General features: G+C 66.7%; 26 protein-coding genes and 1 pseudogene. 7 read left to right on the top strand and 20 right to left on the bottom strand.

Translation table 11 applies throughout. The features are described from left to right. The 10 genes from G6N15_RS23605 to eccCa all read right to left on the bottom strand — a co-directional run bounded on the left by G6N15_RS23605 (window position 1) and on the right by eccCa (window position 10,249). Window positions 1-444: a hypothetical protein gene (locus G6N15_RS23605; protein ID WP_163748063.1), complete on the bottom strand. Its 444-nt coding sequence runs from the start codon at window positions 442-444 to the stop codon at window positions 1-3. Further along, on the bottom strand, window positions 344-1,528 hold the full coding sequence (locus tag G6N15_RS13095; RefSeq protein ID WP_163748062.1) for a hypothetical protein: 1,185 nt from the start codon (window positions 1,526-1,528) through the stop codon (window positions 344-346). The genes G6N15_RS23605 and G6N15_RS13095 overlap by 101 nt, the downstream gene beginning before the upstream one ends. 3 nt (window positions 1,529-1,531) lie before the next feature. Further along, the gene (locus tag G6N15_RS13090) at window positions 1,532-1,837 is read right to left on the bottom strand and encodes a type VII secretion target (protein WP_083088219.1); all 306 of its coding nucleotides are present in this window, start codon (window positions 1,835-1,837) and stop codon (window positions 1,532-1,534) included. Window positions 1,838-1,875: 38 nt separating this feature from the next. Next, window positions 1,876-3,207, bottom strand: coding sequence for a phosphoglucosamine mutase (gene glmM / locus G6N15_RS13085; protein ID WP_083088220.1), 1,332 nt, complete (start codon window positions 3,205-3,207; stop codon window positions 1,876-1,878). 132 nt (window positions 3,208-3,339) lie between these two features. Then, the gene (rpsI, locus tag G6N15_RS13080; RefSeq protein ID WP_083088221.1) at window positions 3,340-3,813 is read right to left on the bottom strand and encodes a 30S ribosomal protein S9; all 474 of its coding nucleotides are present in this window, start codon (window positions 3,811-3,813) and stop codon (window positions 3,340-3,342) included. Further along, window positions 3,810-4,253, bottom strand: coding sequence for a 50S ribosomal protein L13 (rplM, locus tag G6N15_RS13075; protein ID WP_083088222.1), 444 nt, complete (start codon window positions 4,251-4,253; stop codon window positions 3,810-3,812). The genes rpsI and rplM overlap by 4 nt, the downstream gene beginning before the upstream one ends. A gap of 247 nt (window positions 4,254-4,500) precedes the next feature. Continuing rightward, complete coding sequence (locus G6N15_RS13070; RefSeq protein ID WP_139797868.1) at window positions 4,501-4,803, bottom strand: WXG100 family type VII secretion target; 303 nt, start codon at window positions 4,801-4,803, stop codon at window positions 4,501-4,503. Between the two features lie 9 nt (window positions 4,804-4,812). After that, complete coding sequence (locus tag G6N15_RS13065; protein ID WP_083088224.1) at window positions 4,813-5,130, bottom strand: WXG100 family type VII secretion target; 318 nt, start codon at window positions 5,128-5,130, stop codon at window positions 4,813-4,815. A 47-nt stretch (window positions 5,131-5,177) separates the two neighbouring features. Beyond that, entirely contained in the window at window positions 5,178-6,407 is a 1,230-nt protein-coding gene (locus tag G6N15_RS13060) for a type VII secretion-associated protein (RefSeq protein ID WP_372506545.1), read from the bottom strand. Continuing rightward, window positions 6,389-10,249, bottom strand: a complete 3,861-nt coding sequence (gene eccCa / locus G6N15_RS13055; RefSeq protein WP_083088225.1) for a type VII secretion protein EccCa — start codon at window positions 10,247-10,249, stop codon at window positions 6,389-6,391. Before eccCa ends, G6N15_RS13060 begins: the two co-directional genes overlap by 19 nt. Before the next feature lie 145 nt (window positions 10,250-10,394). Between eccCa and eccD the strand changes: the two genes are divergently transcribed. Both eccD and mycP read left to right on the top strand, forming a co-directional pair. Further along, window positions 10,395-11,774: a type VII secretion integral membrane protein EccD gene (eccD, locus tag G6N15_RS13050; protein ID WP_232070223.1), complete on the top strand. Its 1,380-nt coding sequence runs from the start codon at window positions 10,395-10,397 to the stop codon at window positions 11,772-11,774. Further along, window positions 11,771-13,159 (top strand): type VII secretion-associated serine protease mycosin, encoded by a 1,389-nt coding sequence (gene mycP / locus G6N15_RS13045; protein WP_083088227.1) that lies wholly within the window; start codon window positions 11,771-11,773, stop codon window positions 13,157-13,159. The genes eccD and mycP overlap by 4 nt, the downstream gene beginning before the upstream one ends. On the opposite strand, the gene eccB is transcribed toward mycP, so the two are convergent. Then, window positions 13,100-14,533 (bottom strand): type VII secretion protein EccB, encoded by a 1,434-nt coding sequence (gene eccB, locus G6N15_RS13040; protein ID WP_083088228.1) that lies wholly within the window; start codon window positions 14,531-14,533, stop codon window positions 13,100-13,102. The two genes, mycP and eccB, sit on opposite strands and share 60 nt — an antisense overlap. Before the next feature lie 249 nt (window positions 14,534-14,782). Between eccB and G6N15_RS13035 the strand changes: the two genes are divergently transcribed. Both G6N15_RS13035 and G6N15_RS13030 read left to right on the top strand, forming a co-directional pair. Continuing rightward, the gene (locus tag G6N15_RS13035; RefSeq protein WP_372506546.1) at window positions 14,783-15,538 is read left to right on the top strand and encodes a cutinase family protein; all 756 of its coding nucleotides are present in this window, start codon (window positions 14,783-14,785) and stop codon (window positions 15,536-15,538) included. A gap of 70 nt (window positions 15,539-15,608) precedes the next feature. After that, entirely contained in the window at window positions 15,609-16,211 is a 603-nt protein-coding gene (locus G6N15_RS13030; RefSeq protein WP_232070463.1) for a cutinase family protein, read from the top strand. On the opposite strand, the gene truA is transcribed toward G6N15_RS13030, so the two are convergent. The 8 genes from truA to infA form a co-directional block, all read right to left on the bottom strand. After that, window positions 16,208-17,083, bottom strand: a complete 876-nt coding sequence (gene truA, locus G6N15_RS13025; protein WP_083088231.1) for a tRNA pseudouridine(38-40) synthase TruA — start codon at window positions 17,081-17,083, stop codon at window positions 16,208-16,210. The genes G6N15_RS13030 and truA overlap by 4 nt on opposite strands. Window positions 17,084-17,090: 7 nt before the next feature. Continuing rightward, entirely contained in the window at window positions 17,091-17,687 is a 597-nt protein-coding gene (gene rplQ / locus G6N15_RS13020) for a 50S ribosomal protein L17 (protein ID WP_083088232.1), read from the bottom strand. Window positions 17,688-17,718: 31 nt separating this feature from the next. Then, window positions 17,719-18,762, bottom strand: a complete 1,044-nt coding sequence (locus tag G6N15_RS13015) for a DNA-directed RNA polymerase subunit alpha (protein WP_083088233.1) — start codon at window positions 18,760-18,762, stop codon at window positions 17,719-17,721. A 72-nt stretch (window positions 18,763-18,834) separates the two neighbouring features. Beyond that, window positions 18,835-19,440, bottom strand: a complete 606-nt coding sequence (gene rpsD / locus G6N15_RS13010) for a 30S ribosomal protein S4 (RefSeq protein ID WP_083088234.1) — start codon at window positions 19,438-19,440, stop codon at window positions 18,835-18,837. A gap of 15 nt (window positions 19,441-19,455) precedes the next feature. Further along, window positions 19,456-19,869 (bottom strand): 30S ribosomal protein S11, encoded by a 414-nt coding sequence (rpsK, locus tag G6N15_RS13005; protein ID WP_083088235.1) that lies wholly within the window; start codon window positions 19,867-19,869, stop codon window positions 19,456-19,458. Between the two features lie 3 nt (window positions 19,870-19,872). Further along, entirely contained in the window at window positions 19,873-20,247 is a 375-nt protein-coding gene (gene rpsM, locus G6N15_RS13000) for a 30S ribosomal protein S13 (protein WP_083088236.1), read from the bottom strand. Window positions 20,248-20,413: 166 nt separating this feature from the next. Beyond that, a complete protein-coding gene (gene rpmJ, locus G6N15_RS12995; protein WP_003879483.1) occupies window positions 20,414-20,527 on the bottom strand; it encodes a 50S ribosomal protein L36 in 114 nt (37 codons plus the stop codon). Between the two features lie 57 nt (window positions 20,528-20,584). After that, on the bottom strand, window positions 20,585-20,806 hold the full coding sequence (infA, locus tag G6N15_RS12990) for a translation initiation factor IF-1 (RefSeq protein ID WP_003418601.1): 222 nt from the start codon (window positions 20,804-20,806) through the stop codon (window positions 20,585-20,587). Window positions 20,807-21,058: 252 nt separating this feature from the next. Here infA and G6N15_RS12985 point away from each other — a divergent pair, with 252 nt between their 5' ends. From G6N15_RS12985 to rfbC, 3 genes are read left to right on the top strand one after another with little or no spacing between them, the layout of a single operon-like run. Further along, a complete protein-coding gene (locus tag G6N15_RS12985; RefSeq protein WP_083088237.1) occupies window positions 21,059-21,913 on the top strand; it encodes an LLM class F420-dependent oxidoreductase in 855 nt (284 codons plus the stop codon). 21 nt (window positions 21,914-21,934) lie between these two features. Further along, entirely contained in the window at window positions 21,935-22,930 is a 996-nt protein-coding gene (rfbB, locus tag G6N15_RS12980) for a dTDP-glucose 4,6-dehydratase (RefSeq protein WP_083088238.1), read from the top strand. After that, complete coding sequence (gene rfbC, locus G6N15_RS12975; protein WP_083088239.1) at window positions 22,927-23,532, top strand: dTDP-4-dehydrorhamnose 3,5-epimerase; 606 nt, start codon at window positions 22,927-22,929, stop codon at window positions 23,530-23,532. The genes rfbB and rfbC overlap by 4 nt, the downstream gene beginning before the upstream one ends. On the opposite strand, the pseudogene G6N15_RS23820 reads toward rfbC, so the two are convergent. Further along, window positions 23,529-24,965, bottom strand: a pseudogene (locus tag G6N15_RS23820) (HNH endonuclease signature motif containing protein). The gene rfbC and the pseudogene G6N15_RS23820 sit on opposite strands and share 4 nt — an antisense overlap. Between the last annotated feature and the right edge of the window lie 95 nt (window positions 24,966-25,060).

Below are 25,060 nucleotides of genomic sequence, written 5' to 3'. Positions count from 1 at the left end.
TCACTGCCCTGCCTGCGGTAAAGCGTCGGCAGCGATTTCACACGGGGTCGAGCCTTCCTCTTGCGGAGCCGGCGCCGTCGGCTCGGCGGGCGCCGGCGCGGCCGCCGGCTTATCGACCGGTGCAGCCGCGCCGGCCTGCCCACTCGGCGGCTCAGCGCCGTTCGGCGCTGCTGGCGGGATTGTGCCCTCCGGTTCTGGGACGCTGTCCTGGGCGCCTTCACCGGTATCAGTACCCGTACCGGTCTCCTGCGGCTCGGCGTCTTCGTCGGGCGTCTCCGCGGAGTCGTCGTCCGTGTCGTCCGGGTCGCCATCGTCGGTGTCAGCCGCGTCGGCAACCGGGTCGTCAGCGTCCAGGTCGTCGCCCAGCGGGTTGTCGGCGCCCAGTAGATCGTCGGGCCCTGAAGGACCGGCAAGCCCATCGGTCAGGGGACCCCACCAGACCACCGATCGCGTCGACGATCTGACCGGCCAGACCCACGAGGCCACCCAGCCCGCTACCCAACCCGCCTCCACCGCCAAGGCCGCCGAGCCCTCCTCCGCCACCGAGGCCGCCGAAATCGCCCGCGCCGCTCGACAGGCCGGCGGGATCAGCCAACGGGGCGTCCAACGCCGACGTCGGCGGCATGGGCGGCAGATCATCCAGCAGATCCGCCGGCGGGGCCGTCGGTATCGGCGGCGCCGGAGTCGCCGCAGCGGCCGGCATGGTGTTGTCGGGCGGCAACGGAGTCGCCGCAGCGGCCGGCACGGTGGTGGCGGGCGCTGGTGGGGCAATGGCAGCGGCGGGTTCAACCGGCGCGCTGGCCGTCGGCACCATCGGCTCATCCCATAGGTGTCTGTCGGCAAGACCGGCAGCGGCTTGGAGCCACACCGCTGGCGCAGCGGTCAACGCGTCGGTGACGGTGTCGTAGGACTTCTCCACCGAAGCCATCGCCGAGCGCATCGCGGTGAGCCAGTCGGTACGAATGTCGTTGTCTACATAGGGTTTTACCCGCCGCTCCACCATTTCATACGCGGCCGGCTGGTCGCCCACGCCGCTTGTCACCAGTTGTGCCGCCGGCAACCAGGCTGCCCGCTCGGTCAGCCGGCGGTCATCGATGTCAACGGCGGCCGCGACTTTGGCGTCGACCGTCTGCCACAGGTTGTCGCGCAAGGCCTCGCATCCTTGGGCGGCCGCTCGGATCGCGTCGACGACTGCGTTCGCTGAATTGCAATGCTGGCGCAGTGATTCCATCGCGGCGTCGGCTCCTGCTCCGTTCCACGCCGCAGCGAGGTAACTGAGTTGCGCGCGCTGCATGGCCAGCGCTTCTTCGATTTCGTGGACCGCTGCCCACAGGTTTGCGCAGTCGTCGTCAAGCGCGAACAGGTCGAGGCCGTCTTCGCTGTCGTACCAGTCGCGCACCTGGGAACCATGCGCGGTCAGGTCGGGATGCTGATAGCCCAGGGCATGGCAGGCCCACACGTAGTTTTGGGTGTGCTCCACCGCGGGCCGTCCCTCAGCAAGCCGACCCGAGACGTCAAACCGGCTCACGGGTCAGCCGATTCGGGCCGCGGCGCGCAGTTCGGCGTCGGCGTAGTGGTCGGCGGTGGCGCGCAGTGCGGCGGCGATCTCGACCGTCGCGCGTGACAACTGGCTGAGCTGCGCCGACACGCGATTCAGCGCACTGCGCAACGCGTCCCCGCGTGCGACATGGGCGCGGCCCGCGCGGGCGCCGCTAAAGGCCAAGTGTGCCATATGGTTACGGACTGCGCCGTCGATGATTTCTGCCGCGCCGTCAAACCGGTTAGCGACCGACCGCACCGCGGCGACGTCGATCCAGGTACGGCAATGTTGGTCCATACCCGCTACGACGCGCTAGTGACGCGAGCGGTTCCCGGTTAGGCGGTAACGGATTCGGCGACGCGCAAAGCAAGCCGACGAGCGACATCTTGGTCGGCCGCTTCCACCATGACACGGATCAGCTGCTCAGTTCCGGACGGACGCAACAGAATTCGCCCGGTATCGCCGAGTTCCTCCTCGGCTTCGCGCACCGCAGCCCGCACCTCCGGCGCCGCCACCGCGGCGGCCTTGTCGGCGACCTCGACGTTGATCAATACCTGCGGCAAGGTTTGCATCGCTGACGCGAGGTCCGCCAGCGACGACCGGGTTTGGGCCATCCGCGACATCAACCGCAGGCCGGTGAGGATGCCGTCGCCGGTGGTGGCCAGCGCGGGCATGACGATGTGGCCGGATTGCTCACCGCCGAGGCTGTAGTCGCCGGCCCGCAGTTCCTCGAGCACGTAGCGGTCGCCCACGCCGGTGGTACGCACGGTGACGCCGGCCGCGCGCATGGCCAGGTGCAGCCCGAGGTTGCTCATCACTGTGGTCACTAGGGTGTTGGCGGCCAGTTCGCCGGCCTCCTGCATTGCCAGTGCCAGCACCACCATGATGTGGTCGCCGTCGACGACCTCGCCGCTGGCATCGACTGCCAGGCATCGGTCGGCGTCGCCGTCGTGGGCCAGGCCGAGGTCGGCACCATGCGCCAGCACCGCCGAGCGCAGCGACTCCAGATGCGTCGACCCGCAGCTGTCGTTGATGTTGAGCCCGGTGGGTTCGGCGTTGATCGCGATGACGCGGGCGCCGGCGGCGCGATAGGCGCGCGGCGCCGCCACCGACGCCGCGCCGTGCGCGCAGTCGACGACAACGGCCAGGCCGTCGAGCCGGACGGTGCTGGCCTTGGCGAGGTGACGCAGGTAGCGCTCCAGTGCATCGTCAGCGTCGACCACGCGCCCGATGCCCGCGCCGACCGCGCGCAGCCCGGGCCCGGCCGCGACCAGTTCTTCGATCTCGTCTTCGGTGGGGTCGTCGAGCTTGTGACCGCCGGGGCCGAAGATTTTGATGCCGTTGTCGGGCATCGGGTTGTGCGATGCGGAGATCATCACGCCGAAGTCGGCGTCGTAGGCGCTGGTCAGATAGGCGACGGCGGGTGTTGGCAGCACTCCGGCCCGCAATGCGGTCACACCCTCGCTGGTCAGCCCGGCGATCACCGCGGCTTCCAGCATTTCGCCGCTGGCCCGCGGGTCGCGGCCCACCACGGCGACCGGCCGGCGGCCCGTGGCGGTGCTGGCCAGTCGCCGGGCCGCCGCAGCGCCCAGGGCGAGCGCCAGCTCAGCGGTCAACTCGCGGTTAGCCACCCCGCGGACGCCGTCGGTGCCGAACAGTCGACCCATGCGGACAAACCTCTCACATTTGACAGCCGTGCAACGGGCATACCCTTTTCTGGCCGCGAGTGTGCGTGTTTGTTCACCGACACGCCGAAATACGCGTACAACGATGCACGCTCGCGGCCAGACCGTGACCGATCAGCGCTTGCTGTACTGCGGAGCCTTGCGGGCTTTCTTCAGACCGTACTTTTTGCGTTCGGTGGACCGCGGGTCGCGGGTGAGGAAGCCGGCCTTCTTCAGCGCGGGCCGGTCGTCGGGCGAGACCAGGATCAGCGCCCGGGCGATGGCCAGGCGCAGTGCGCCGGCCTGGCCGGACGGGCCGCCGCCGCCCAGGTGGGCATAGATGTCGAAGCTGTCCACCCGGTCGACGGTCACCAGCGGAGCTTTGATGAGCTGCTGGTGGACCTTGTTGGGGAAGTAGTCCTCGAGGCTGCGGCCGTCGAGGTCGAATTTGCCGGTGCCGGGCACCAGCCGAACCCGAACGACGGCCTCCTTGCGTCGCCCGACTGTCTGGATGGGGCGCTCGAAGACGAACGAGTCGGCGGCCTTTCCAGGCGCCGGCGTCTCAGCAGCCGCGGTGTTGCCGGTGTCGGTCTCTGCCGTCTGGGTCATTGGGTCACCTGCTTGATCTGGTATGGAATCGGCTGCTGGGCGGTGTGGGGGTGTTCGGGACCCGCGTAGACGCGCAGCTTGCGCTTGATCTGGCGGCCGAGCTTGTTCTTGGGCAGCATGCCGACGATCGCCTTCTCGACGACCCGATCGGGGTGTCGTTGCATGAGGTCGCCGAGGGTGCGCTTGCGCAGCCCGCCGGGATAACCCGAGTGGCGGTAGACCGGCTTGTCCTGCAGTTTGTTGCCGCTGATCGCGACCTTGTCGGCGTTGACGACGATGACGAAATCGCCGCCGTCGACGTTGGGAGTGAACGTCGGCTTGTGCTTGCCGCGCAGCAGGGTGGCTGCGGCGACGGCAAGGCGGCCAAGCACCACGTCCGTGGCGTCGATGACATACCACGACCGCGTGGTGTCACCGGCCTTCGGCACGTATGTAGGCACAGCGCTTACTTGCCTTTCTCTCGGGTTGAATCCCGGTATGACCCGGGTGCCGGTCAGGCGTCGACGGGCGGGGTGCTCTCGGCGACCGACAGTGACCCGAGCCCCGGCAGACCGCACGCCAACCCAGCAGCTTACCGGCGCCCATCCGCGCAGGTCAAAACGCCGTGGCGGGGCAACCGGTGCTGCGCATGACTGTGTGGTCCCGACGGCTCCCCTCCATCGGGACCCACACAGGGTCTGTTGGGCCCTATCGCCTCCAAATGCTGGCCGCTTGGCGGTCGGCGCTCGCCACGTCGTCGGAGCCCGCCCGGACCGCGTTGCCGAGGTCGACCAGCATCTCGTTGAGCGCGGAAGCCGCTTGCTGCCACCTGAGCTGTTCGACGCGGTAGGCGGCAGCGGCTTCGCGGGTCCAGAGTTCTTGCAGTGGAGCGATCTGCGATCTCAGCTCTTCCAGGGCGGCGTTGAAGCGAGCTGCCGTGGTGTGGATCTCCTGGCGAACGCTGTATTCGATTTCGGCGAAGTTGTACGACAGCACGGGGTCCATGTTGATCGCCCTGACTCACAGGTTCCCGCCGGCGGTGGCGATGCGGTGAGCATGGCTCTCCCCGGCTTCGCGCAGCGTCGCCTCGTTGTAGCGGATGCTCTCCGCGATGCCGTGCAATGCGTGATACAGCTTCATCGATTCGGCGTTCCAGCGCTCGACCACCTCCTTGAAGCGGGTAGCAGCGAGCCCGCCCCACACCGACGGCGGCACGCTGCTGACCCGCCCGATGAACGCCTGCAGCATGCCGCGGATCTCTTCGTTGCAAGCTTCCGTTTTGGCGGCGACCGTGTGCATCAGGTTGAAGTCGGTGCTCAACGTGTTGGGCGTGCTCATACCATGTATGACTGCGTCGGCTCGGGTTCGGTTCCATGCGTCCGTATTTAGGCGGTCACCGCGTGGGCAGACCGCACGGCCTGCTCGCACACGTCGAGGATGGCCGCTGCCCCTCCGGCGCGGCTCTGGCAGCCGATGCTGATCCGCACGGGACCGTCAAGAAGCACTGTCCAGCGGATCTCGTGCCCGGGGCGAACTTCCCGATAAGTGACTGCGGGCCGCCCGGCGCTGGTTCCCGATGGGCTGAAGTCGATGAAGACACCCGACGGCTCGGCGTCGATAGCGCGCTTCAGCGATTCCGCAGCCGCAGTCAGCGTTTCGTGGCCAACCGGGGATTGCGTCACATGCAGCGCCACTTCCGGATCAGACGGCGACGTGAGCTGGACGCGCGCCGAGCCGGGCCCACCGACGACGCGCTCGACGCGCCATTGCGCGGGAACGCTCAGCGCTACCCGGCCCTCCACCAGAAACGTCGTCGGAATTGCGCCAGGTGGCGGCGCGCTGTGGCGGCTGACAATGCCGACAGCGAGCATCGCCCCGGACGCCGCCGCGGTCACGAGAACCGCTGCAGCGACACGTTTTCTGCGTCCCCATCCGCCTCGAGCCCGAGCCGGTGCGTCATCCTCCTCACGGACCGACAACGCCGCAACCGCAAGTTCCTTCAACCGCGCATCGTCGACCTGCACCACCGTCAGATCGGCACGGCTGCGGAGCAGGCCGTCAGCGATCATGCTGGCCAGCGTCGCGGCCCCGGCGATCGTGGTCGGTGCATCGATCACCGCGGTCGATGTCTTAGTTGCCATTCCGGCAATGGCCCGCGTGACCGACTCAGCAACTGTGTCCGGTTGGCCGCGGCGAGCTTCGGCGACGACCGCCGCGGCGGTGATGACGACGAAACGCTCAGCGATTTCGACGATCACCGGCGACTGGTCTGGTGACGCCTGGCTCAGCAACCACGACCGTGGCTGTACGACGACGCTGTCGGCCAGCTGCTGTGCCGCCGCGTTGACGACGTCGACCCGTGATGCCGCCCACCACGACGGATGCACGACGGCGACGCGGCATAAGGGTCCGCCGAGCACGGACTGCAGGACCGTGCGCCACAGCGAATCAACCGAGACCGGCTGGTCGTCGACCAGTACCACCTGGTCGTCTATCGCGTCCAGTGCGGCAGCCGCCATCGCGCCATCGAACGCTGGTGTGGCGCAATCCAATCGACGGACAGTCGCTGGCCCGGCTTCGATGATCGCAGGTGCGGTCACGGTGGCGGGCTCCAGGCGACCTGCACCTTTTGTGTGCGGCCGCGCGTGACCAGGGTGCCGCGCCCGGGTGGCAGCCGCGTCGGGCGGACGGAACCGATCAGTGGACCTTCTTCCGAGTCGGCGCTCATCATCAATCCCATGCAGCCCAGCTCGCGCAGCCCGGCCAGCAGTGGCTCGAACACGGCACGGGCCGCACCGCCACTGCGCCGGGCCACCAGCAGATGCAGCCCTAAATCGCGTGCGTAAGGCAAGAATTCGACGATCGTCGCCAGCGGGTTACCGGCAGCATTGGCAACCAGGTCGTAATCGTCGACGACAAGATATAGGTCGGGGCCTGCCCACCACGATCTGGCTCGTAACTGTTGCTGGGTGGCCTGCGGTGGAGGCATCCGGCGTTTCAGCACGGTCAGCAGTCCGGCAAGCAATCGTTCGAGCGCTTGTGCCGAAACAGCGTAGCCAGCAAAGTGTTCGGACTCGACAACGTTGAGCAGGCTGCGCCGGAAATCCACGATGACAACTCGAGCCTGCGCGGCAGTTTTGGTCCGCGTGATTTCGCGGCATAACGTGCGCAAAGCTGCGCTCTTGCCGCACTGGTTGTCCCCGAGGACCAGCAGATGCTGCTGCTGGCCGAAGTCGCATGGGCATGGGTGTAATTCGTGTTCCTCCAAGCCCAGCAGGATATGTTCGCGAAGTTCGTCGCTTGCTCGCTCGAGCAGGGCCTGATGCTCGACGTGGGCCGGCAAGAGCGGTACCGGCGCCGCACCGGCTTCTCCGTAGCGGCGTCGAAGCACCTCCCCCACCTGGACCGCGGCCTCGGCCAATCCCGTGCTCGACTGTATGCCATCGAGTCGTGGCAGCGCGATGACCATGTGCAGTCCGTCCGCCGTCAGGCCGCGGCCCGGTCTGTCTTTGGGTACCCGTTGCGCCTGTTTGCGATCCACTTCGGAATCTGCGGGATCACCTAGGCGTAACTCGATTCGGGCGCCGAGCTGATCCTTCAACCCGGGCCTGATGTCGGCCCAGCGTGATGCCGACACCACGACGTGTACACCAAACGACAAACCTTGAGCGGCAAGCGCGATGATAGATTCCTCCAGCACCGGGAACTCCTGGCGCACGACCGCCCAACCGTCGACAACCAAGAAGACGTCACCGAAACGATCACCAGCTGCCGTCGTCGGTTGCTCGCACCGCAGCCGTCGATACCTTGCCATCGATTCAATACCGCGCTCGCGGAACACAGGTTCGCGCCGTTGGATGATCGACTCCAATTCGGCCACCGTGCGCATCACCAGGTCGGGTTGGGCTCTGCCGGCCACCGACCCGACATGCGGAAGACACCGCATGGATTCCAGCGCCCCTCCGCCAAAATCCAAGCAGTAGAACTGCACCCGCCCCGGATCGTGCGTAGCGGCCAGCGCCACGATCAGCGCGCGCAGGGTCGTCGACTTGCCCGACTGAGGGCCGCCCACCACGGCGACGTTGCCTGCCGCCGCGGACAAGTCGACGGTCAACGGCGTGCGCTGCTGCTCGTACGGGCGATCCACGACGCCGATCGGGACAGTGAGATCTGACGATGCGGCATCGCCGACGGTAAGCCCAGCGGCGCGCAGCACACTGTCCAGTGCCGGCGCCGCCCCGAGCGGCGGCAGCCACACCTGGTGCGCGGCCGGGCCGCACCGCGAAAGCCCATCCACCACTGCCTGCAGAACAGTACGCGCAGACATCTGACCCACCCGGTCGACGTGCGTTGCGGTGACCGGTCCCATCGGCGCAGCAGTGAACACACGGACGACGGGCGTCCCGTGGCCGCCGCAGGATTCGCAGTGCACGGTGTCGGACCGACAGGGACCGGACACAAAGGCTGTCTGGAACCGGATGGATTCGGCGCTTGCTGTTTGCAGGAATCCGGCGCCGGGGATGTTGGGCAACTCGAAGGCATCTGGCTTCCCAAGGACTACCCGTGAGTCGTTGGCGGACAACGTTTTCAGGCATATCCGGTAGGAAAGGTGAGATTCCAGCCCGCGTAGTCGGCCCTCGTCGAGACGTTGGCTGGCCAGCAGCAAATGCATCCCCAAGGACCGGCCCAAACGGCCGATAGCGGCGAACGTTTCGGCGAAATCGGGGTGCTGGCGCAGCAACTCCGAATATTCGTCGACGATGATGAACAATGTCGGCAGCGCCGCCAATTGTGCACCCGCGCGGCGAGCATGCTCATAGGCATCGACGCTGACGAGGTTGCCTGCCCTCCTGAGCATTTGTTGGCGCCGGTTGATCTCGCCGGCCAGCGCGTCGCTCATCCGGGCAACCAGCGCCGCCTCGTCGGAGAGGTTGGTGATGACGGCGGCGACATGCGGGGCGCGCTCCAAGCCGAGAAAGGTTGCGCCGCCTTTGAAGTCAATCAGAACAAGGTTCAGTATCTCTGGTGAGTGCCGGGCCAACATGCCCAGCGCGACAGTGCGAAGCAGTTCCGATTTGCCTGAACCGGTAGCGCCGATGCACAGCCCGTGCGGGCCCATGCCCTGTTCGGCGGCCTCCTTGATGTCGAGTTCCAAGGGTGTCCCGTCGACCGTGGTGCCGATCGGAACACGAAGCCGGTCACGATAGTTCAGCGTGCGCCAATGGGCCGACGGGTCGAAGGCAAAGTCGTCGATGCCGAGCAGATGCTGCCAGCCCCGGCAGCCTGCCCGCGTGCTATCCCCACTCGATCGGTCGAGGCGGTAGGCAGAGAGCCGCTGGGCGCACACCAGCGCGTCGCCAGCATCGAGCTGATCAGGCTGGGCAACCACGTCATGCCGATCGGCCTCGCGCACGGTGACAGCTGTGGCGCTTACCCGCAGCCTGAGCTGCCCCGCATCGCCAGCCCCTACCTTCAGAACCGTCAGCCCGGGTGTTGCTGCCCGGCTCTCGATATCACCGTCCACGACCGCAACCACCAGGCGTTGGCCCAACAGGTCGCCAACCGCGGCATCGAGTTCGGCGAGGGTGCGATACTGCATTCGGGCCGGACCACCCTCGTCGCTGGCGTCCGGATGCTGGTTGTGCGGCAACCACTTGAGCCACTCCCAGTGGCATTGCATGGCGTCGCTGATTGCGGCCGGGATCAACAGCTGGTCCGGGGCGTGCAATACCGCCAGTTGACAGATCATCGCCCGCAGCAGCGCCCGTGCGTTAGCGGGATCCCCGTCGATGGTCACCGTCGGCGCTCCGCGTAGCCCGATTGATGCAGGCGCAGACGCGATCGTGGAATGCACGCCCAAGAAGCGGTGCAACGCGCTAACAGTGACCGGATCCATCCGCTCCGAAGGCTTGTCGGGTGGCACCAACCGACTGGCGATAGGACGGATTCCGGTGCCGATGCGCACCTGACCGAAGTCGGCGTCGGCAGGGCGGCGCTCCCACATCCGCGGTCCGCCGATCAGCGTCCACAGCGATTCGGGATCGGGATGACGCCACATCAACGAGGAGCATTGGGCCGCAGCGGTTTTGACCACCGATCCGCGGAGGCCGGACAAATAGCTCAGGTAGTCCGCACGGTCGCGGTCAAGCTCAGCGGTACGCCGGCTGTCACGTCCGGCCAGCGCCGTGATGACCGCGGAGATCAGCATCATCGCCGGGAAAGCCAGAAACACCGGATTGCGGCTGATCGCCGAGCGTGAACCGAATGCGGCGGCCATCATGCCGACCGTAGCGACGGCCATCACGACCGGCAACAGTCGAATCAGCAGGCTGTTTCGCGCTGGACCGGTAGGCGTCGGCGGCGGCGCAACCGTAATCTCGTCGGTGGAAAATGTCGGCGGCGGCAGCCGCGGCGCCAGCTCAAAATCCGTCGTGCTTGTGGTGTCGCACTGGCTCATCGCCGACCCTCCCCCGGTGAATCGCAGCCACCGTATGCAGGCGTCCAACCGCGGGCAAGTCACCTGTGGATGCAGGAACGCACCGGCTCATCCAACGCACTACCGTCTCGGCTCGGCGAAAACAACAAGCAAAAAGGGGACGATGGTGCCGGAGGCCAGCCTGTGCCGGGTTTCCGTGCACGCCGACGGCGTCAATGTCGATCTGGCTTTGCCGGCGACAGTTGCCGTCGCGACGCTTATCCCGTCGATCGTCGATGTCCTCGCGACCGCGGGTAGTCCCGGCGACCGCTCGGGCGCCGTCCGCTACCGGCTATCCCGTGTGGGCGGTCCGGCGCTTGCTGCGTCGAAGACATTAGCGCAGCAGCATATTCGCGACGGAACAGCTCTCGTCCTGACTCGCTCGGCCGTCGAGCTGCCACCACCGCGATTCGACGACGCCGCCGAAGCGGTGTCACGCACGCTCGACGGGGTTGCACCATCGTCGACCCGGCAAGCGGCACGGCTTACCGGTGCGCTGACGGCTGGCTGGCTGGCCACGATGGGCGACGTGGTGCTGATCCGCACCGTCAGCATTAACGATGCTCGGCATAGCGCCGGCGCAGCCGGCGTCGCTGGGATCGTCAGTTGCGCCGCTCTATTCGCGACGGCGGTCTCCCACCGCGTGTATGGAGATCGCATCGCGGCCATGACGCTGGGTCTACTGGCCACCGGATTCGCTGCAGTCGCAGGTTTATTGGCGGTTCCTGGCGGCCCCGCCGCACCGAACATGCTGCTTGCCACGATGGCTGCGGCCGTAACGTCGACGCTAGCACTCCGCGTAACCGGATGCGGCGCCGTGACGTTCACCGCGACAGCATGCTGCGCCATCGTCGCCGCCGCCACTGCACTGGCGGGTATTGTCACGGCCGCACCCCTACATACGCTTGTGCTGGCGCCTACCGTGGCATCGTTAGGGCTGCTCGAGTTCTCTGCGCGGCTGTCGGTAACGTTGGCAGGGTTATCGCCCCGGCTAGGGACAGACGACGCTGCCACGCCACCATCTCTGGACCCAGATCTGCTCTCGGCCAAGGCGATCCGCGCCGACGAGTGGCTGACCACTCTCGTCGCCTCATGGTCGGTAGCCGCGGCGACGGGCGCTGCGATCGAGGCGACGAGCGCCGGCATTCCGCGGACCGCCAGGATCGCATTCGCCGCGGCAACTGCTGCGGTGCTGTTGCTGCGGGCACGCGCGGAGGTCCATCTGGTAAGGCGTGTGGTGCTCACCGTGACTGGAACTGCCGCGCTTACCGCGGGTTTCGTGGCCGCGGCCGCGGTGGCACCGGGGTTGCCATGGATCCTCGGGGCAGCCGCCCTGCTCGCCGCCGCCGCGTTGTGCCTCGGGTTCGTCGCGCCGGCGGTCACGTGGTCGCCGACGGCGCGGCGGGGCATCGATCTGCTGGGGTACCTGGCGTTGGCCGCGATCGTGCCGCTGGCCTGTTGGCTGGGCGGGCTGTACGGGGCCGTTCGTGGCCTGAGCCTGCCATGAGCGCACGCGGCACGGGTAGCGCGATTTTCCTAACGCTGATCGCCTTTTATGCCGCATCACCCGCTCATGCGGTATCGCCGCCACCCATCGACGACAGTCGGTTACCGAAGCCGGCGCTGCCGGCGCCTCCACAGCCCACGGTGCAGCGCGAGCTGTGCAGTGTGCCGTCGGCCGAGCCTGGCTTGGGCGACATCGACAAGTCCGGACAGTTGGCGGGTCTCGACCTACCGCGGGTATGGGAGCTCACGCGTGGCTCCGGCCAGCGGGTGGCGATCATCGACACCGGCGTCTCGCCGCACCGGCGGTTGCCGGATATGGTCGCCGGCGGTGACTACGTGTCCACGGGCGACGGCACCCAGGATTGCGACGGCCATGGCACTATCGTGGCGGGAATCGTCGCAGCGCGGCGGGATCTCAAGGCTGCAGACCATTTCAGCGGTGTCGCACCAGAAGCCACCGTGATCAGCATCCGCCAGTCCAGCACCAAGTTCGGATCCGTCGCCAGCGGATCCAGCACAGGCGTCGGTGACGTGGACACGATGGCCAAGGCCGTGCGGACGGCCGCGGATCTGGGTGCAGCGGTGATCAACATATCGACGGTCGCGTGCATGCCGGCCGAATCCACCTTTGACGACAGGTCTCTCGGAGCCGCGCTGGCGTACGCGGTTGATGTCAAGAACGCCGTCGTGGTGGCCGCGGCAGGAAACACCGGCGGTGCGGGACAATGCCCGGCTCAGCCCCCGCAACCAACCTGGGACACCGTGGCGGTCGCGGTCAGCCCGGCGTGGTACGACGACTATGTCCTGACTGTGGGTTCGGTAAACGCGCAAGGCGACCCGTCGGCGTTCAGCATCGCCGGACCGTGGGTGGATGTGGCAGCCCCGGGTGAGGCCGTGACATCGCTCAGCCCTGTGGGTGACGGGATGGTGAATTCAATTGTCAGCCAAAGCGGCCCGGCACCGCTGTCCGGCACCAGTTACGCCGCACCCGTCGTCAGTGGACTGGCGGCGTTGATCCGATCGCGCTTCCCGACGTTGACCGCACGCCAGGTTATGAAGCGCATCGAGGCCACCGCACACCGCCCGCCCGGCGGATGGAATCCCGTCGTCGGCAACGGAGTCATCGACGCGATGGCGGCGGTCAGCACCGACGCGCCACCGACCACCACTACCCGCCCACCGCCGGAGAATCCGGTGGCGATTCCGGCACCTGCCGTGCCGCCAAGGCGCCACCGCACCGCCAGTCAGATCGCGGTCACCGGCGCGGCGATCTGCGTCGTGGTGCTTGCCGCGGCGGTGAGCACCGGCAGCGCGACCGCGAAAAGCCTACGGCGGTTTCGGTCTCCGCCCGCCGCCGGTAGCGACGACGACATCGCGTGCGACTGAGGCGTTTTGCCTACTGAGTTCCGGTCCCTCGGGCAACGTGGCCAGCACCGGCCACGGTGCAGCTACCGCCGCCGCAAGGCCGAGGGCGTGGGCCGCCTCGTCGTCGTGCACGGCGAACCGCACCCCGGTGTCGGCGACGAAATAGCGGGTGCCGCTGGGCGTCGGGTGACCGGATAGACCGGCGGGACGCACATAGGCGCTGCGGGCCGGCGGAACGTAGACCGCGTCCACAGCCGGCCCTTGTCCGTCGGCCTGCGCCAGCGCCACGGGCGCCTGCCCGGCTGGCACGGGAAGTCCGCCTGTCAAGAAATGAAGGTCGGCGTGACCGGAACCTGCCTGCGCCCATGCCAAGCAGAGCGTGGTCTCCTCGGCGCCCACGGGTGTTGGGGCCGAGCCGGGAAACGTGGCGACTGGCAGAGTATTGACAACGGCGCTGGCGCCGATGACATCCGGAGCCACCGAAACAATCGTGCGCGCGCCGTGTGAGTTGTTGAGGCGCAACAACTCTGCAGCGAGTGGGCCAATGCGCTGGACGCCGTCGCGCAAGACCACGTAGTACTCGTCGCTGTCGGCGCGGGCGATGCGGAGCACGCTGCCGACCGGGAATCCAGGAAGGGTTGCCGGTCCAGGCCCGCCAGCGCCCGGGATTCGCGGCGCAGTGATCGCCGGCACCTCCGGTACCGCATTCAACAACGACCGCGAAACAACGCGTGGCACAACACCGTCCAACCGCAGTGCTCGCACGATCGCCGGGTCGGCCATATCGAGCACGGCACGACGTCCGTTGTACAGCAGGTATGTCGGTGTACGGGATTCGGGTGTAGCCAGGATGGTCTGCTCGGCGGCCAGCCGGCGAGACAGCGGCCCGGCCGTGGAACCGACGACGACGGTGGTGCTCGATGGAGTCTCGCCACCCGTGTCGCATACCGCCCATCCTGATTCGCCGGCGCCCAGTGGTTCACCGACAAGCTCAGGAGCCCCCGGGATTCCGAGCAGGGGACCACGTTTGATGCGGCCGAGATCCACCTCGCGCACCGGGCGTGGATTGGTGTTCGACGCTGCGATCAGCTGAGCGGAAACCAAGTTCAGCACCGGGTGCCAGGTCTCGCCCATTCGCACGTAGAGTGCGCCGGACTGCTGACCCATGACGATCGGCGCACCTTCCAGCGCCGGGTGCGGCCGCATAAACGCAAGGACTGCGCACGCCGCGACGACGACGATCGCCAGCACACAGCCTAACGCGAATGAGGCCGTCTGGGCGCGCATCGGTTCGTCGACCGTATTGAGGTTGCGCCGCAGCAGCGCGCATTCAAGCCGGCGCAGCAGGAATCGATACCCGCTGACGTGCAGCCGCGTCGTCGGTTGCGATGCCATTGATTTTGCTCGGCTCCTTACTCGTGAGCTCTGCTCACTCGCCGTCGCCTTCGGTTCGCCCCCCCGCGCGCCGACTCGGCTTCACGATATGGGGACACCCGCAACGGCCGTCGCATCTTTCCACAGCACAGACGTCCGATCGGTTCAACTAAGCCTCATTCCCAGCGAACCGGTACCATCTTCGGCGTGCACAACCACGACTTATGCGCTCCACAGAACCGTCGACGGTCAGCGGGCCGCTGGGCCGGATTGGGCGCCGCCGCGGCGGTGGCCGCCGGCGTCGTGCTGGGCGCATCGAGCGCCATTTCAGCAACCGTGCCAACAGCATCCGCGGTCGATTGCCCCGATGTCGAAGTGATCTTCGCCCGCGGTACCAGCGAGCCGGCCGGGGTCGGGCGCGTCGGACAAGCTCTGGTCGACTCGCTGCGCCAGCAGACCGGACTCAACATCGACGCCTACGGCGTGAACTATCCCGCCGGCAAACTGCAGCTGGGCGGCGGCGATGGCGCCAACGACACCATCAAGCGGGTCAAAGACGTGGTCCAAGCCTGCCCGAACAGCAAGATCGTGCTCGGTGGGTACTCGCAGGGCGCATCGGTGATGGACATCGTCGCCGGCGTTCCCGTCGGTGGCGTGACCTGGGGTAGTTCGCTGCCCCCGCAATATGTCGACAACATCACCGCCCTTGCCACCTTCGGCAATATCGCCGACCGCTCGGGTACCCCGATTTCCAGCCAGAGTCAGCTGCTGGGGGCCAAAGCCATCGACCTGTGCAACCCGGGAGACCCGATCTGCCACGCGGGTCCCGGCAACGAGTGGAGCGACCACACCGACGGTTATGTGCCCACCTACACCACCCAGGCTGCGACGTTCATCGCGGCCAAGCTGCTAACCGCCGGACCGGGCTCGCTGCCCTGGCCCAGCGTGACCCCGGGCCCGGGGTCGCCGCTCGGCCCCGGATCGACCGCCGGTTCGGACATCGCGTCACGAACCGTCGTTCGGTAACGCGCCGGTCACAGCGCCCGATACATCGGGCATGAGGTTCCGCCCGGCCGCGGCGCTGTCCGGTCTGCTGATGTTTGTCGCACTGGCGGTGCCCGCGTTCACGTCGAGCCCGGCAGCCGCGGCGGCGTGCCCGGATGTCGAGGTGGTATTCGCCCGGGGCACCGGCGAGCCACCCGGCATCGGCAGTGTCGGCAATGCCTTCGTCAGTTCACTGCGCTCGCAGATGCCGGGCAAATCCGTCGGGACGTACGGGGTCAGTTACCCGGCCAGCTACAACTTCCTTGCGGCTACAACCGGCGCCAACGACGCCAGTGGACACCTCCAGGACATGGCCAACAAATGCCCGGACACCAAGCTGGTGCTCGGCGGCTATTCGCAGGGCGCCGCGGTGGTCGACATCGTCACCGCCGCGCCGGTGGGGGGCGTGGGCTTCACGCGGCCGTTGCCGCCCGACGTGGCTGATCATGTCGCGGCGGTCGCGGTCTTCGGCAACCCGTCGGATCATTTGGGCGGGGTCCTGAGCAGCCTGAGTCCGCAATACACGGCCAAGACCATCGACCTGTGCACCGGCGGTGACCCGGTCTGCTCGAATGGCAACACCTGGAGCGCCCACACCGGCTACGTGCCCACGATGACCACTCAGGCGGCGCGTTTCGTCGCCGCCAGGGTTTAGTCGTCCGTGCGTGAGCGCAGGTCGCGGGTGATCAGAACGCGCGCCTCGAGCTGGTCCTCGGGCGGATAGTCGACCCCGACCAGCGTCAAACCGTGCGCCGGCGCGGCCGCGAAGTCACTCGACCGGGACGTCACCTTCAACAGGTCGCGGCACCAGGCGGCGGTGCGCCGGTGTTCACCCACGGCCAGCAGCGCCCCGACCAGCGACCGCACCATCGACCAGCAGAACGCATCGGCGCTGACTTGCGCGGTGATCGCATACCCGTCGCGCGACCAGTCCAGCCGCTGTAGGTCGCGGATGGTGGTGGCGCCCTCACGCTGGCGGCAGAACGCGGCGAAGTCGTGTAACCCGAGCAGTTCTCGCGACGCCGCAGTCATCGCCTCGACGTCCAGCTCACGCGGCCACACCGTGACATAGCGAGCCTGGTCCGGCTCCGCACCGTAGGGGGCCGTGGTCAACCGGTAGATGTAGTGGCGGCGCAGCGCCGAAAAGCGGGCGTCGAAACCCTTTGGGGCTCGACTGATTTGGCGTACTCGGACATCGACAGGAAGAAACCGGCCGAGTCGCCGCACCAGCGGCAGGAATTCGGGTTCAGCGCGGCGCGGTGCACGCGGATAGGCATGGGGCAACGCCTCTGCAGGGACGTCGACATGAGCCACCTGTCCGGTGGCATGCACACCGGTGTCGGTGCGCCCCGCCGCATGTAGGCGCACCGGCGTCCGGAACACCGTCGACAGCGCCTCATCCAGCACACCGGCCACAGTGCGGTGACCGGCTTGCACCGCCCAGCCCGCGAAATCGGTTCCGTCATAGGCGATGTCGAGCCGAAGACGAACGTGCCCGCCACCGTCGTCGATGGCGGGCACGTTCATGACGTTGTCAGGACTCGTCGTCGGCCTGCTCAGTCGCTTCGGCTTCGGCAGCCGGGGCAACCTCCGCGCTTTCGGCCTCAGCGGCCTGGCCGCTATCGGCCTCCGCAGCATCCTCGCCGACCACTGCCTCCGGCTCCACCGCCGCTTGCGGTGCAGCCGCGGCCGCCGCTTCCTTCGACTCCGACTGCTTGCTCTTGGCCTGCGCCACCGCCACCCGCCGAGCCCGGTTGGCCTCTGCGGTTACCGTCTTCTCCTGCACCAGTTCGATCACCGCCATAGGGGCGTTGTCGCCCTTGCGGGGCTCGACCTTGATGATGCGGGTGTAGCCACCGTTGCGGTCGGCGAAGTGCGGACCAATCTCGGCGAACAGGGTGTGCACCACATCCTTGTCGCGGATCTTCTTGAGCACCTCGCGCCGATTGTGCAGCGTGCCCTTCTTGGCGTGGGTGATCAGCTTCTCCGCGTACGGCCGCAACGCCCGCGCCTTGGGCTCGGTGGTCTTGATCCGGCCGTGCTCGAACAGCGCGGTGGCCAAGTTGGCCAGAATCGCCTTCTGGTGCGACGACGATCCGCCGAGATGACGGCCCTTGGTCGGCTTGGGCATTGCAGACGCTCCTGTCTTGAATCAGAACGTGTTACAGCTGTTCGGTTTCGGCGTAGTCCTGGTCGTCGTAGCCGCTGTCGTTGGACCACGTGCCGGTGGCCGCGTCGTATCCGGCGACCTCCGACGGGTCGAAGCTGGCCGGGCTGTCCTTGAGCGACAGGCCCAACTGGTGCAGCTTGACCTTGACTTCGTCGATCGACTTCTGGCCGAAGTTGCGGATGTCCAGCAGGTCGGATTCGGTGCGCGACACCAGTTCCCCGACTGTGTGCACGCCCTCACGCTTGAGGCAGTTGTACGAGCGCACGGTCAGGTCCAGGTCGTCGATCGGCAGTGCAAACGAGGCGATGTGGTCGGCCTCGGCCGGTGACGGCCCGATCTCGATACCCTCGGCTTCGATGTTGAGTTCGCGTGCCAGCCCGAACAATTCGACCAGCGTCTTACCCGCTGAAGCCAGGGCATCGCGCGGGGTGATCGAGCTCTTGGTCTCGACGTCGAGGATCAGCTTGTCGAAGTCGGTGCGCTGCTCGACACGGGTGGCGTCCACCTTGTAGGTGACCTTGAGCACCGGCGAGTAGATGGAATCGACTGGAATGCGCCCGATTTCGGCGCCCGACGCCTTGTTCTGCACGGCCGGCACGTAGCCGCGGCCGCGCTCGACGATGAGCTCGACCTCGAGCTTGCCCTTGTCGTTGAGTGTCGCGATGTGCATGTCGGGGTTGTGCACCGTGACACCGGCGGGCGGCACGATGTCGCCGGCGGTGACCTCACCGGGACCTTGCTTGCGCAGGTACATGGTCACCGGCTCATCCTCCTCGGAGGACACCACTAGGCCCTTGAGGTTCAAGATGATGTCGGTGACGTCTTCCTTCACGCCGGGCACGGTGGTGAATTCGTGCAGCACGCCGTCGATGCGGATGCTGGTGACCGCCGCGCCGGGAATCGACGACAGCAGCGTGCGCCGCAGCGAGTTACCAAGCGTGTAGCCGAATCCCGGCTCCAACGGCTCGATGACGAACTGCGAACGGTTATCGGTGATGACCTCTTCGGACAGGGTTGGTCGCTGTGAGATCAGCATGGTGTTTTTCTATCTCCTTCTCGGCACCCGCTATTTGATGCCGTTAAGTCCGCACCGGGTGGTACGGAAGTATTACTTCGAGTAGTACTCGACGATGAGCTGCTCGGAAAGCGGAACGTCAATCTGCGCCCGCTCGGGCAGCTGGTGGATCAAGATGCGTTGCCGCTCCCCCACCACCTGCAGCCAGCTCGGGATCGGCCGATCACCGGCGGTCTCGCGTGCGATTTGAAACGGCACGGTGTTCAGCGACTTGTCCCGCACGTCGATAATGTCGTACTGCGAGACGCGGTAGCTGGGGATGTTGACCTTGACGCCGTTGACCAGGAAATGGCCGTGGCTGACCAGTTGGCGGGCGTGCCGGCGGGTCCGCGCCAGCCCGGCGCGGTAGACCACGTTGTCGAGCCGGCTTTCCAGGATCTGCAGCAGCTCCTCACCGGTCTTGCCGGGACGCCGCACCGCCTCTTCGTAATAGCGACGGAACTGCTTTTCCATCACGCCGTAGGTGAAGCGCGCCTTCTGCTTCTCCTGCAGCTGCAGCAGATATTCGCTTTCCTTGATCCGCGCGCGACCGTGCTGGCCGGGCGGATAGGGACGCTTCTCGAACGCCTGGCTGCCGCCGACGAGGTCGGTGCGCAACCGACGCGATTTGCGGGTAACGGGTCCGGTGTAACGAGCCATCGGTTCTTGTATCTCCTAGACGCGACGCCGCTTGGGCGGACGGCAACCGTTGTGCGGCTGGGGAGTGACGTCGGCGATCGCACCGACCTCCAGACCCGCGGCTTGCAGCGACCGGATCGCGGTCTCGCGGCCCGAGCCCGGACCTTTGACGAACACGTCGACCTTGCGCACCCCGTGCTCCTGGGCCTTGCGCGCGGCGTTCTCGGCAGCCAGCTGGGCAGCGAACGGTGTCGACTTACGCGATCCCTTGAAGCCGACGTGGCCCGACGACGCCCATGCGATGACGTTGCCCTGCGGATCGGTGATCGTCACGATCGTGTTGTTGAACGTGCTTTTGATGTGGGCCGCCCCGTGCGGGACGTTCTTCTTTTCCCGCCGACGGGTCTTTTGCCCCTTCTTGGGCCCAGCGGTGGTCTTCTTGGGTGGCATGGCTTACCTGGCCTTCTTCTTGCCGGCGATGGTGCGCTTGGGCCCCTTGCGGGTGCGCGCGTTGGTCTTGGTCCGCTGGCCGCGCACGGGCAGGCCACGACGGTGGCGCAGGCCCTGGTAGCAGCCGATCTCGATCTTGCGGCGAATGTCGGCCTGCACCTCGCGGCGCAGATCACCCTCGACCTTCAGGTTGGCTTCGATGTAGTCACGCAGCTTGGTGACCTGGTCGTCGGTGAGGTCCTTGGTGCGCAGGTCCCGGTCGATGCCGGTCGCGGACAGGATCTCGTTGGAACGGGTACGGCCGATGCCGTAGATATAGGTCAGGGCGACCTCCATGCGCTTATCGCGCGGCAGATCGACGCCGACAACTCGGGCCATGTGTGGCAATCCTCTTTCTTTGCGGAGGTCTGGTCCCAGTCCGTCCCGCCTATCGGCGGGGCCCGGCCTCCGTCCGGGCGAGATGAGCGGCCCATCCGCTCACAGGTACTGGGAGGTCTGCATTCAGTTGTCTATAGCGCTGGCTAGGGGCGCTTGCGATCGCCGCTCAGCCCTGGCGCTGCTTGTGGCGCGGATCGGAGCAGATCACCATGACCCGCCCGTGCCGACGGATCACCCTGCACTTGTCGCATATCGGCTTGACGCTCGGGTTCACCTTCACGGCTGTGTCGATCCTGTCCTGTCGTTTTCGTCGTTGACGTGGTGTTTCGGGCGCTGGTTACTTGTACCGGTACACGATGCGGCCCCGGGACAGGTCGTAGGGCGAGAGCTCCACCACCACCCGGTCCTCGGGCAGGATGCGGATGTAGTGCTGCCGCATCTTGCCGCTGATGTGGGCGAGCACCTTGTGGCCGTTTTCCAGCTCAATGCGGAACATCGCATTGGGCAACGGCTCGACCACTCGGCCCTCGACCTCGATGGCACCGTCTTTCTTCGCCATAAGCTTCCGGCGATCCTCCTAGATCAGTACGCCCGTTTGGATGCGAGCACGGGCACCGACTGCAAAACGTGAGCAGGGATCAGGAAGTTCCGCGAAATTCCAGCGCTGGACACGCAAGAGCCGGCACGGATGCCCGCACCAGCGTCCCAGGATACTCGCATCGGCGCGCTGGACCAAAATGACCGTCTCGGCGGCTCTACCGCCTGCGACCAGCGCGGAATACCGCTCGTGGGCTGCCGGGTTGGAGCAACCATGACCACTTCTGCTGACAGTAAGCCCAACCTCGGCCGGTTCGGATCGTTCGGCCGCGGTGTCACGCCCGAGCAAGCCAAGGAAATCGAGTCACTCGGCTACGGGGCCGTGTGGGTGGGCGGCTCGCCGCCGGCGGAGCTGGAGTGGGTGGAACCCATCCTCGAAAAGACGACGACGCTGCAGGTGGCCACCGGCATCGTCAACATCTGGACAGCGCCCGCCGACGCGATCGCCGAGTCGTTCCATCGCATCGACAACGCCTACCCGGGGCGCTTCCTCCTGGGCATCGGCGTCGGCCATCGCGAGGCGCATACCGAATACCGCAAGCCCTACGACGCGCTGACGCAGTATCTGGACCGGCTCGACCAGCACGGCGTGCCGGCCAACCGCCGGGTGCTGGCGGCGCTGGGCCCGCGAGTGCTGAAGCTGTCCGCGGAGCGCAGCGCGGGAGCACACCCCTACTTGACGACTCCGGAGCACACGGCACAAGCGCGCGAGCTGATCGGCCCGTCGGCGTTCCTGGCGCCCGAGCACAAGGTGGTGCTGACCACCGATGCGGATAAGGCGCGGGAGGTCGGGCGCAAGGCGCTCGACATCTACTTCAACCTCGCCAATTACCGCAACAACTGGAAGCGCCTGGGCTTCAGTGAGGACGAGATCACCCGCCCTGGCAGTGACCGCCTGGTCGACGCCGTGGTCGCCCACGGCACCACCGATGCCATCGCCGCTCGGCTCAAGCAACACCTCGAGGCCGGCGCCGACCATGTGCCCGTCCAGGTGCTCACGCGGGGCGACAAGTTGGTCGAGGCGCTCGCTGAATTGGCCGGACCGCTGGGGTTGACGGCGAAGGGCTGACCGCCTGGTTAGGGTTTGACCATGCGGTTGCTGGTCACCGGGGGCGCGGGTTTCATCGGCGCGAACTTCGTGCACAGCACGGTGCGCGAGCATCCCGAGGATACGGTGACCGTGCTCGACGCGCTGACCTATGCGGGCAGCCGCGAGTCGCTGGCCCCGGTCGAAGACGAGATCCGGCTCGTGCAGGGTGACATCACCGACTCCGAGTTGGTCTCTCGGCTGGTAGCCGAGTCCGACGCCGTCGTGCACTTCGCCGCCGAGACCCACGTCGACAACGCGCTGGCCCAGCCGGAGCCGTTCTTGCACACCAATGTCGTGGGAACTTTCACTATCCTGGAGGCGGTGCGGCGCCACGGCGTGCGACTGCACCACGTCTCCACCGACGAGGTCTACGGCGACCTAGCGCTCGATGATGCGCGACGGTTCACCGAATCCACGCCGTACAACCCGTCGAGTCCGTACTCCGCCACCAAGGCTGCGGGGGACATGCTGGTGCGGGCCTGGGTGCGTTCGTATGGGGTGCAGGCAACGATTTCGAACTGTTCCAACAACTATGGGCCATACCAGCACGTCGAGAAGTTCATCCCCCGCCAGATCACCAATGTGCTCACCGGGCGGCGGCCCAAGCTCTACGGCACCGGCGCCAACGTGCGCGACTGGATTCACGTCGACGATCACAACGACGCCGTCCGCCGAATTCTGGAACGGGGCCAGATCGGCCGCACATATCTGATCGGTGCCGAGGGCGAGCGAGACAACTTGTCGGTGCTGCGAATGCTGCTGCAGATGATGGGCCGCGATCCCGACGACTTCGACCATGTTGTCGACCGCGCCGGCCACGACCTACGGTATGCCATCGACCCCTCGCCGCTCTACGATGAGTTATGTTGGGCCCCAAAGCATACCGACTTCGAGGAAGGCTTACGTGCCACCATCGACTGGTATCGCGCGAACGAATCATGGTGGGGTCCACTCAAAGACGCCGTCGAGGCCCGATACAAAGAACGCGGTCAATGAAGGTACGTGAACTTGACATCCCCGGCGCGTGGGAGATCACTCCGCAGTTGCACGGCGATTCGCGTGGGATGTTTTTCGAGTGGCTCACCGATCATGAGTTCACTGCGTTCGCCGGTCACCGTCTCGACGTGCGGCAGGCCAACTGCTCGGTGTCGTCGGCCGGTGTGCTGCGGGGCCTGCATTTCGCCCAGGTCCCGCCGAGCCAGGCGAAGTACGTGACATGCCTGCACGGCTCGGTGTTCGACGTCGTCGTCGACATTCGCGTCGGCTCACCGACTTTCGGGAGGTGGGCCTCAGTTCTGCTCGACGATCGAGACCGCAGATCGGTGTACATATCCGAAGGCCTCGCGCACGGTTTTCTTGCGCTGCACGACAACTCGACGGTCATGTATTTGTGCTCGGCCGAATTCAACCCGCAGCGCGAGCACACCATCTGCGCCACCGATCCCGCGCTGGCGATCGACTGGCCGATGCCCGACGGCGACCTGCTGTTGTCGGATCGCGACGCCGCCGCGCCGACACTCGACGAAGTCGGCGCAGCCGGCCTGTTGCCCACTTGGGATGAGACTCAAGCGTTTATCGCCGGCTTGCGGGCCACTTAGAAGGGCGGTGGCTCGTTTGGGTCGCCGAATGGGGCTGCTCGGGCGAGGCGGTCGGCGCGGTTTTGGTTGCGTTCGGTGGTGATTCGTTGTGATCGTTGTTGGGCGCGGGTGCGCCGCCTGGTGGGCATCATCGCTGTGCGTTCACCGCAGCGGTCGTTGACCGGTGGCGCCGGTTCGGGCAGCTCGCCGTTGGGCACGCTCAGCGCGGGAAACAGGATGGCGCTGCCCGGGCTGGTGACGTAGGTGCGCCCATCCGGGAGCGTCCAGATCAGCGTGCCGTCAGCCAGCTGCTTATCACGCCAGCCCCAAAAAGTCTTGAGCAAGTGATGCTTTCGGCATAGCGCCTTCAAATTCGAGGGATGCGTGGCGCCACCATCGGCATAGGGGATGGTGTGGTCGATGTCGCAGTACACCGCCGGTTGACTACAGCCCGGAGCACGACAGGTCAGATCGCGGCAGCGCACAAACTCTGCCAGCTTGGCCGAGGCCACATACCCCGGTTCTGGTGGGGCATCCAGCGGATGGACTACCGGGCACAACCGCGCCGATTTGGCCAACTCGGCGATCACCTCGGCGGGGATCAGCCCGTCCGCACCGGCCATATACCCCGGCGTGGCCCCGGTACCGGCGACGGTGTCGTGCTGGGCGATGACGTGAATGACCGTGGTGTGCGGCCGGCGAGCACCCCGGCTTTGGCTGCAGTCGGGTTCACCGCAGGTGCAGGCCAGCCGATCCGCACCGGCCACCAGCGCATCGAGCGCATCGGCGCGCCGCTGCGCGCGGGTGCGCGGATCAGCCGCACACACCGTGGCCGCTAGCTCATCCAAACGCCGATCCAGCGCCCGCCCGGTGCTGGCGAACACATTGCCGTACACCTCGGCGATCCCGGACTGCAGTTCCGACACATCCAGGTAGCGGTCCTTGATTTCTTTTTTGGTGCGCCGCACCGCGTCCGGATCGTGGCGGGCCACAATGGCATCGACCCGCATCGCCAGGCTGGAGCGGCTCAACTACGGCCAGCGCGGTGCCCGGGCAGCAATCTGCGCGTCGACCGCGGCGAGGGCTGTGGGGTCGGTGATCAGCGTGGTGCGGTTGGCGATGGTGTTAAACATCGGGTAGTTGATGTCCCCGGCCACCAGGCATTCCCCGACTTTGGGCAGGCGTTCGCGCAGGATCAGCGCATCGGTCATATAGCCCGAGGCCGTCTTGGGCCCCACCCGCAGCGCCGCGGCCAACTCGCGGGCGATCTCATCCCACAAATCCGCCGCCCACTCGGGCTGCTCGCCATACTGGCGATCCCGCAACGCAATCAGGTCCGCCACCGCATTCAACCGACGGCCAGTGGCCTGGGCCTCACTGCGCGCCGCCGCACACACCTCATCCATCAACGCCACCGACTCCGCCGTCGCCGACAACACCATCGACTCGAACATACTTGCGATGGTAGTAGAAGGGGGTGACATTGAGCGGCTCGCGGCCCCGGAGTCGCGCGGTTGTGAACAAAGAGCCAACTGTGGACAGAGCAGCC

Origin of the sequence: Mycobacterium noviomagense (assembly GCF_010731635.1) — a bacterium.
Lineage (GTDB): Bacteria > Actinomycetota > Actinomycetes > Mycobacteriales > Mycobacteriaceae > Mycobacterium > Mycobacterium noviomagense.
The sequence above is the reverse complement of the archived record's forward strand: the minus strand, read 5'-3'. Positions and strand labels throughout refer to the sequence as shown.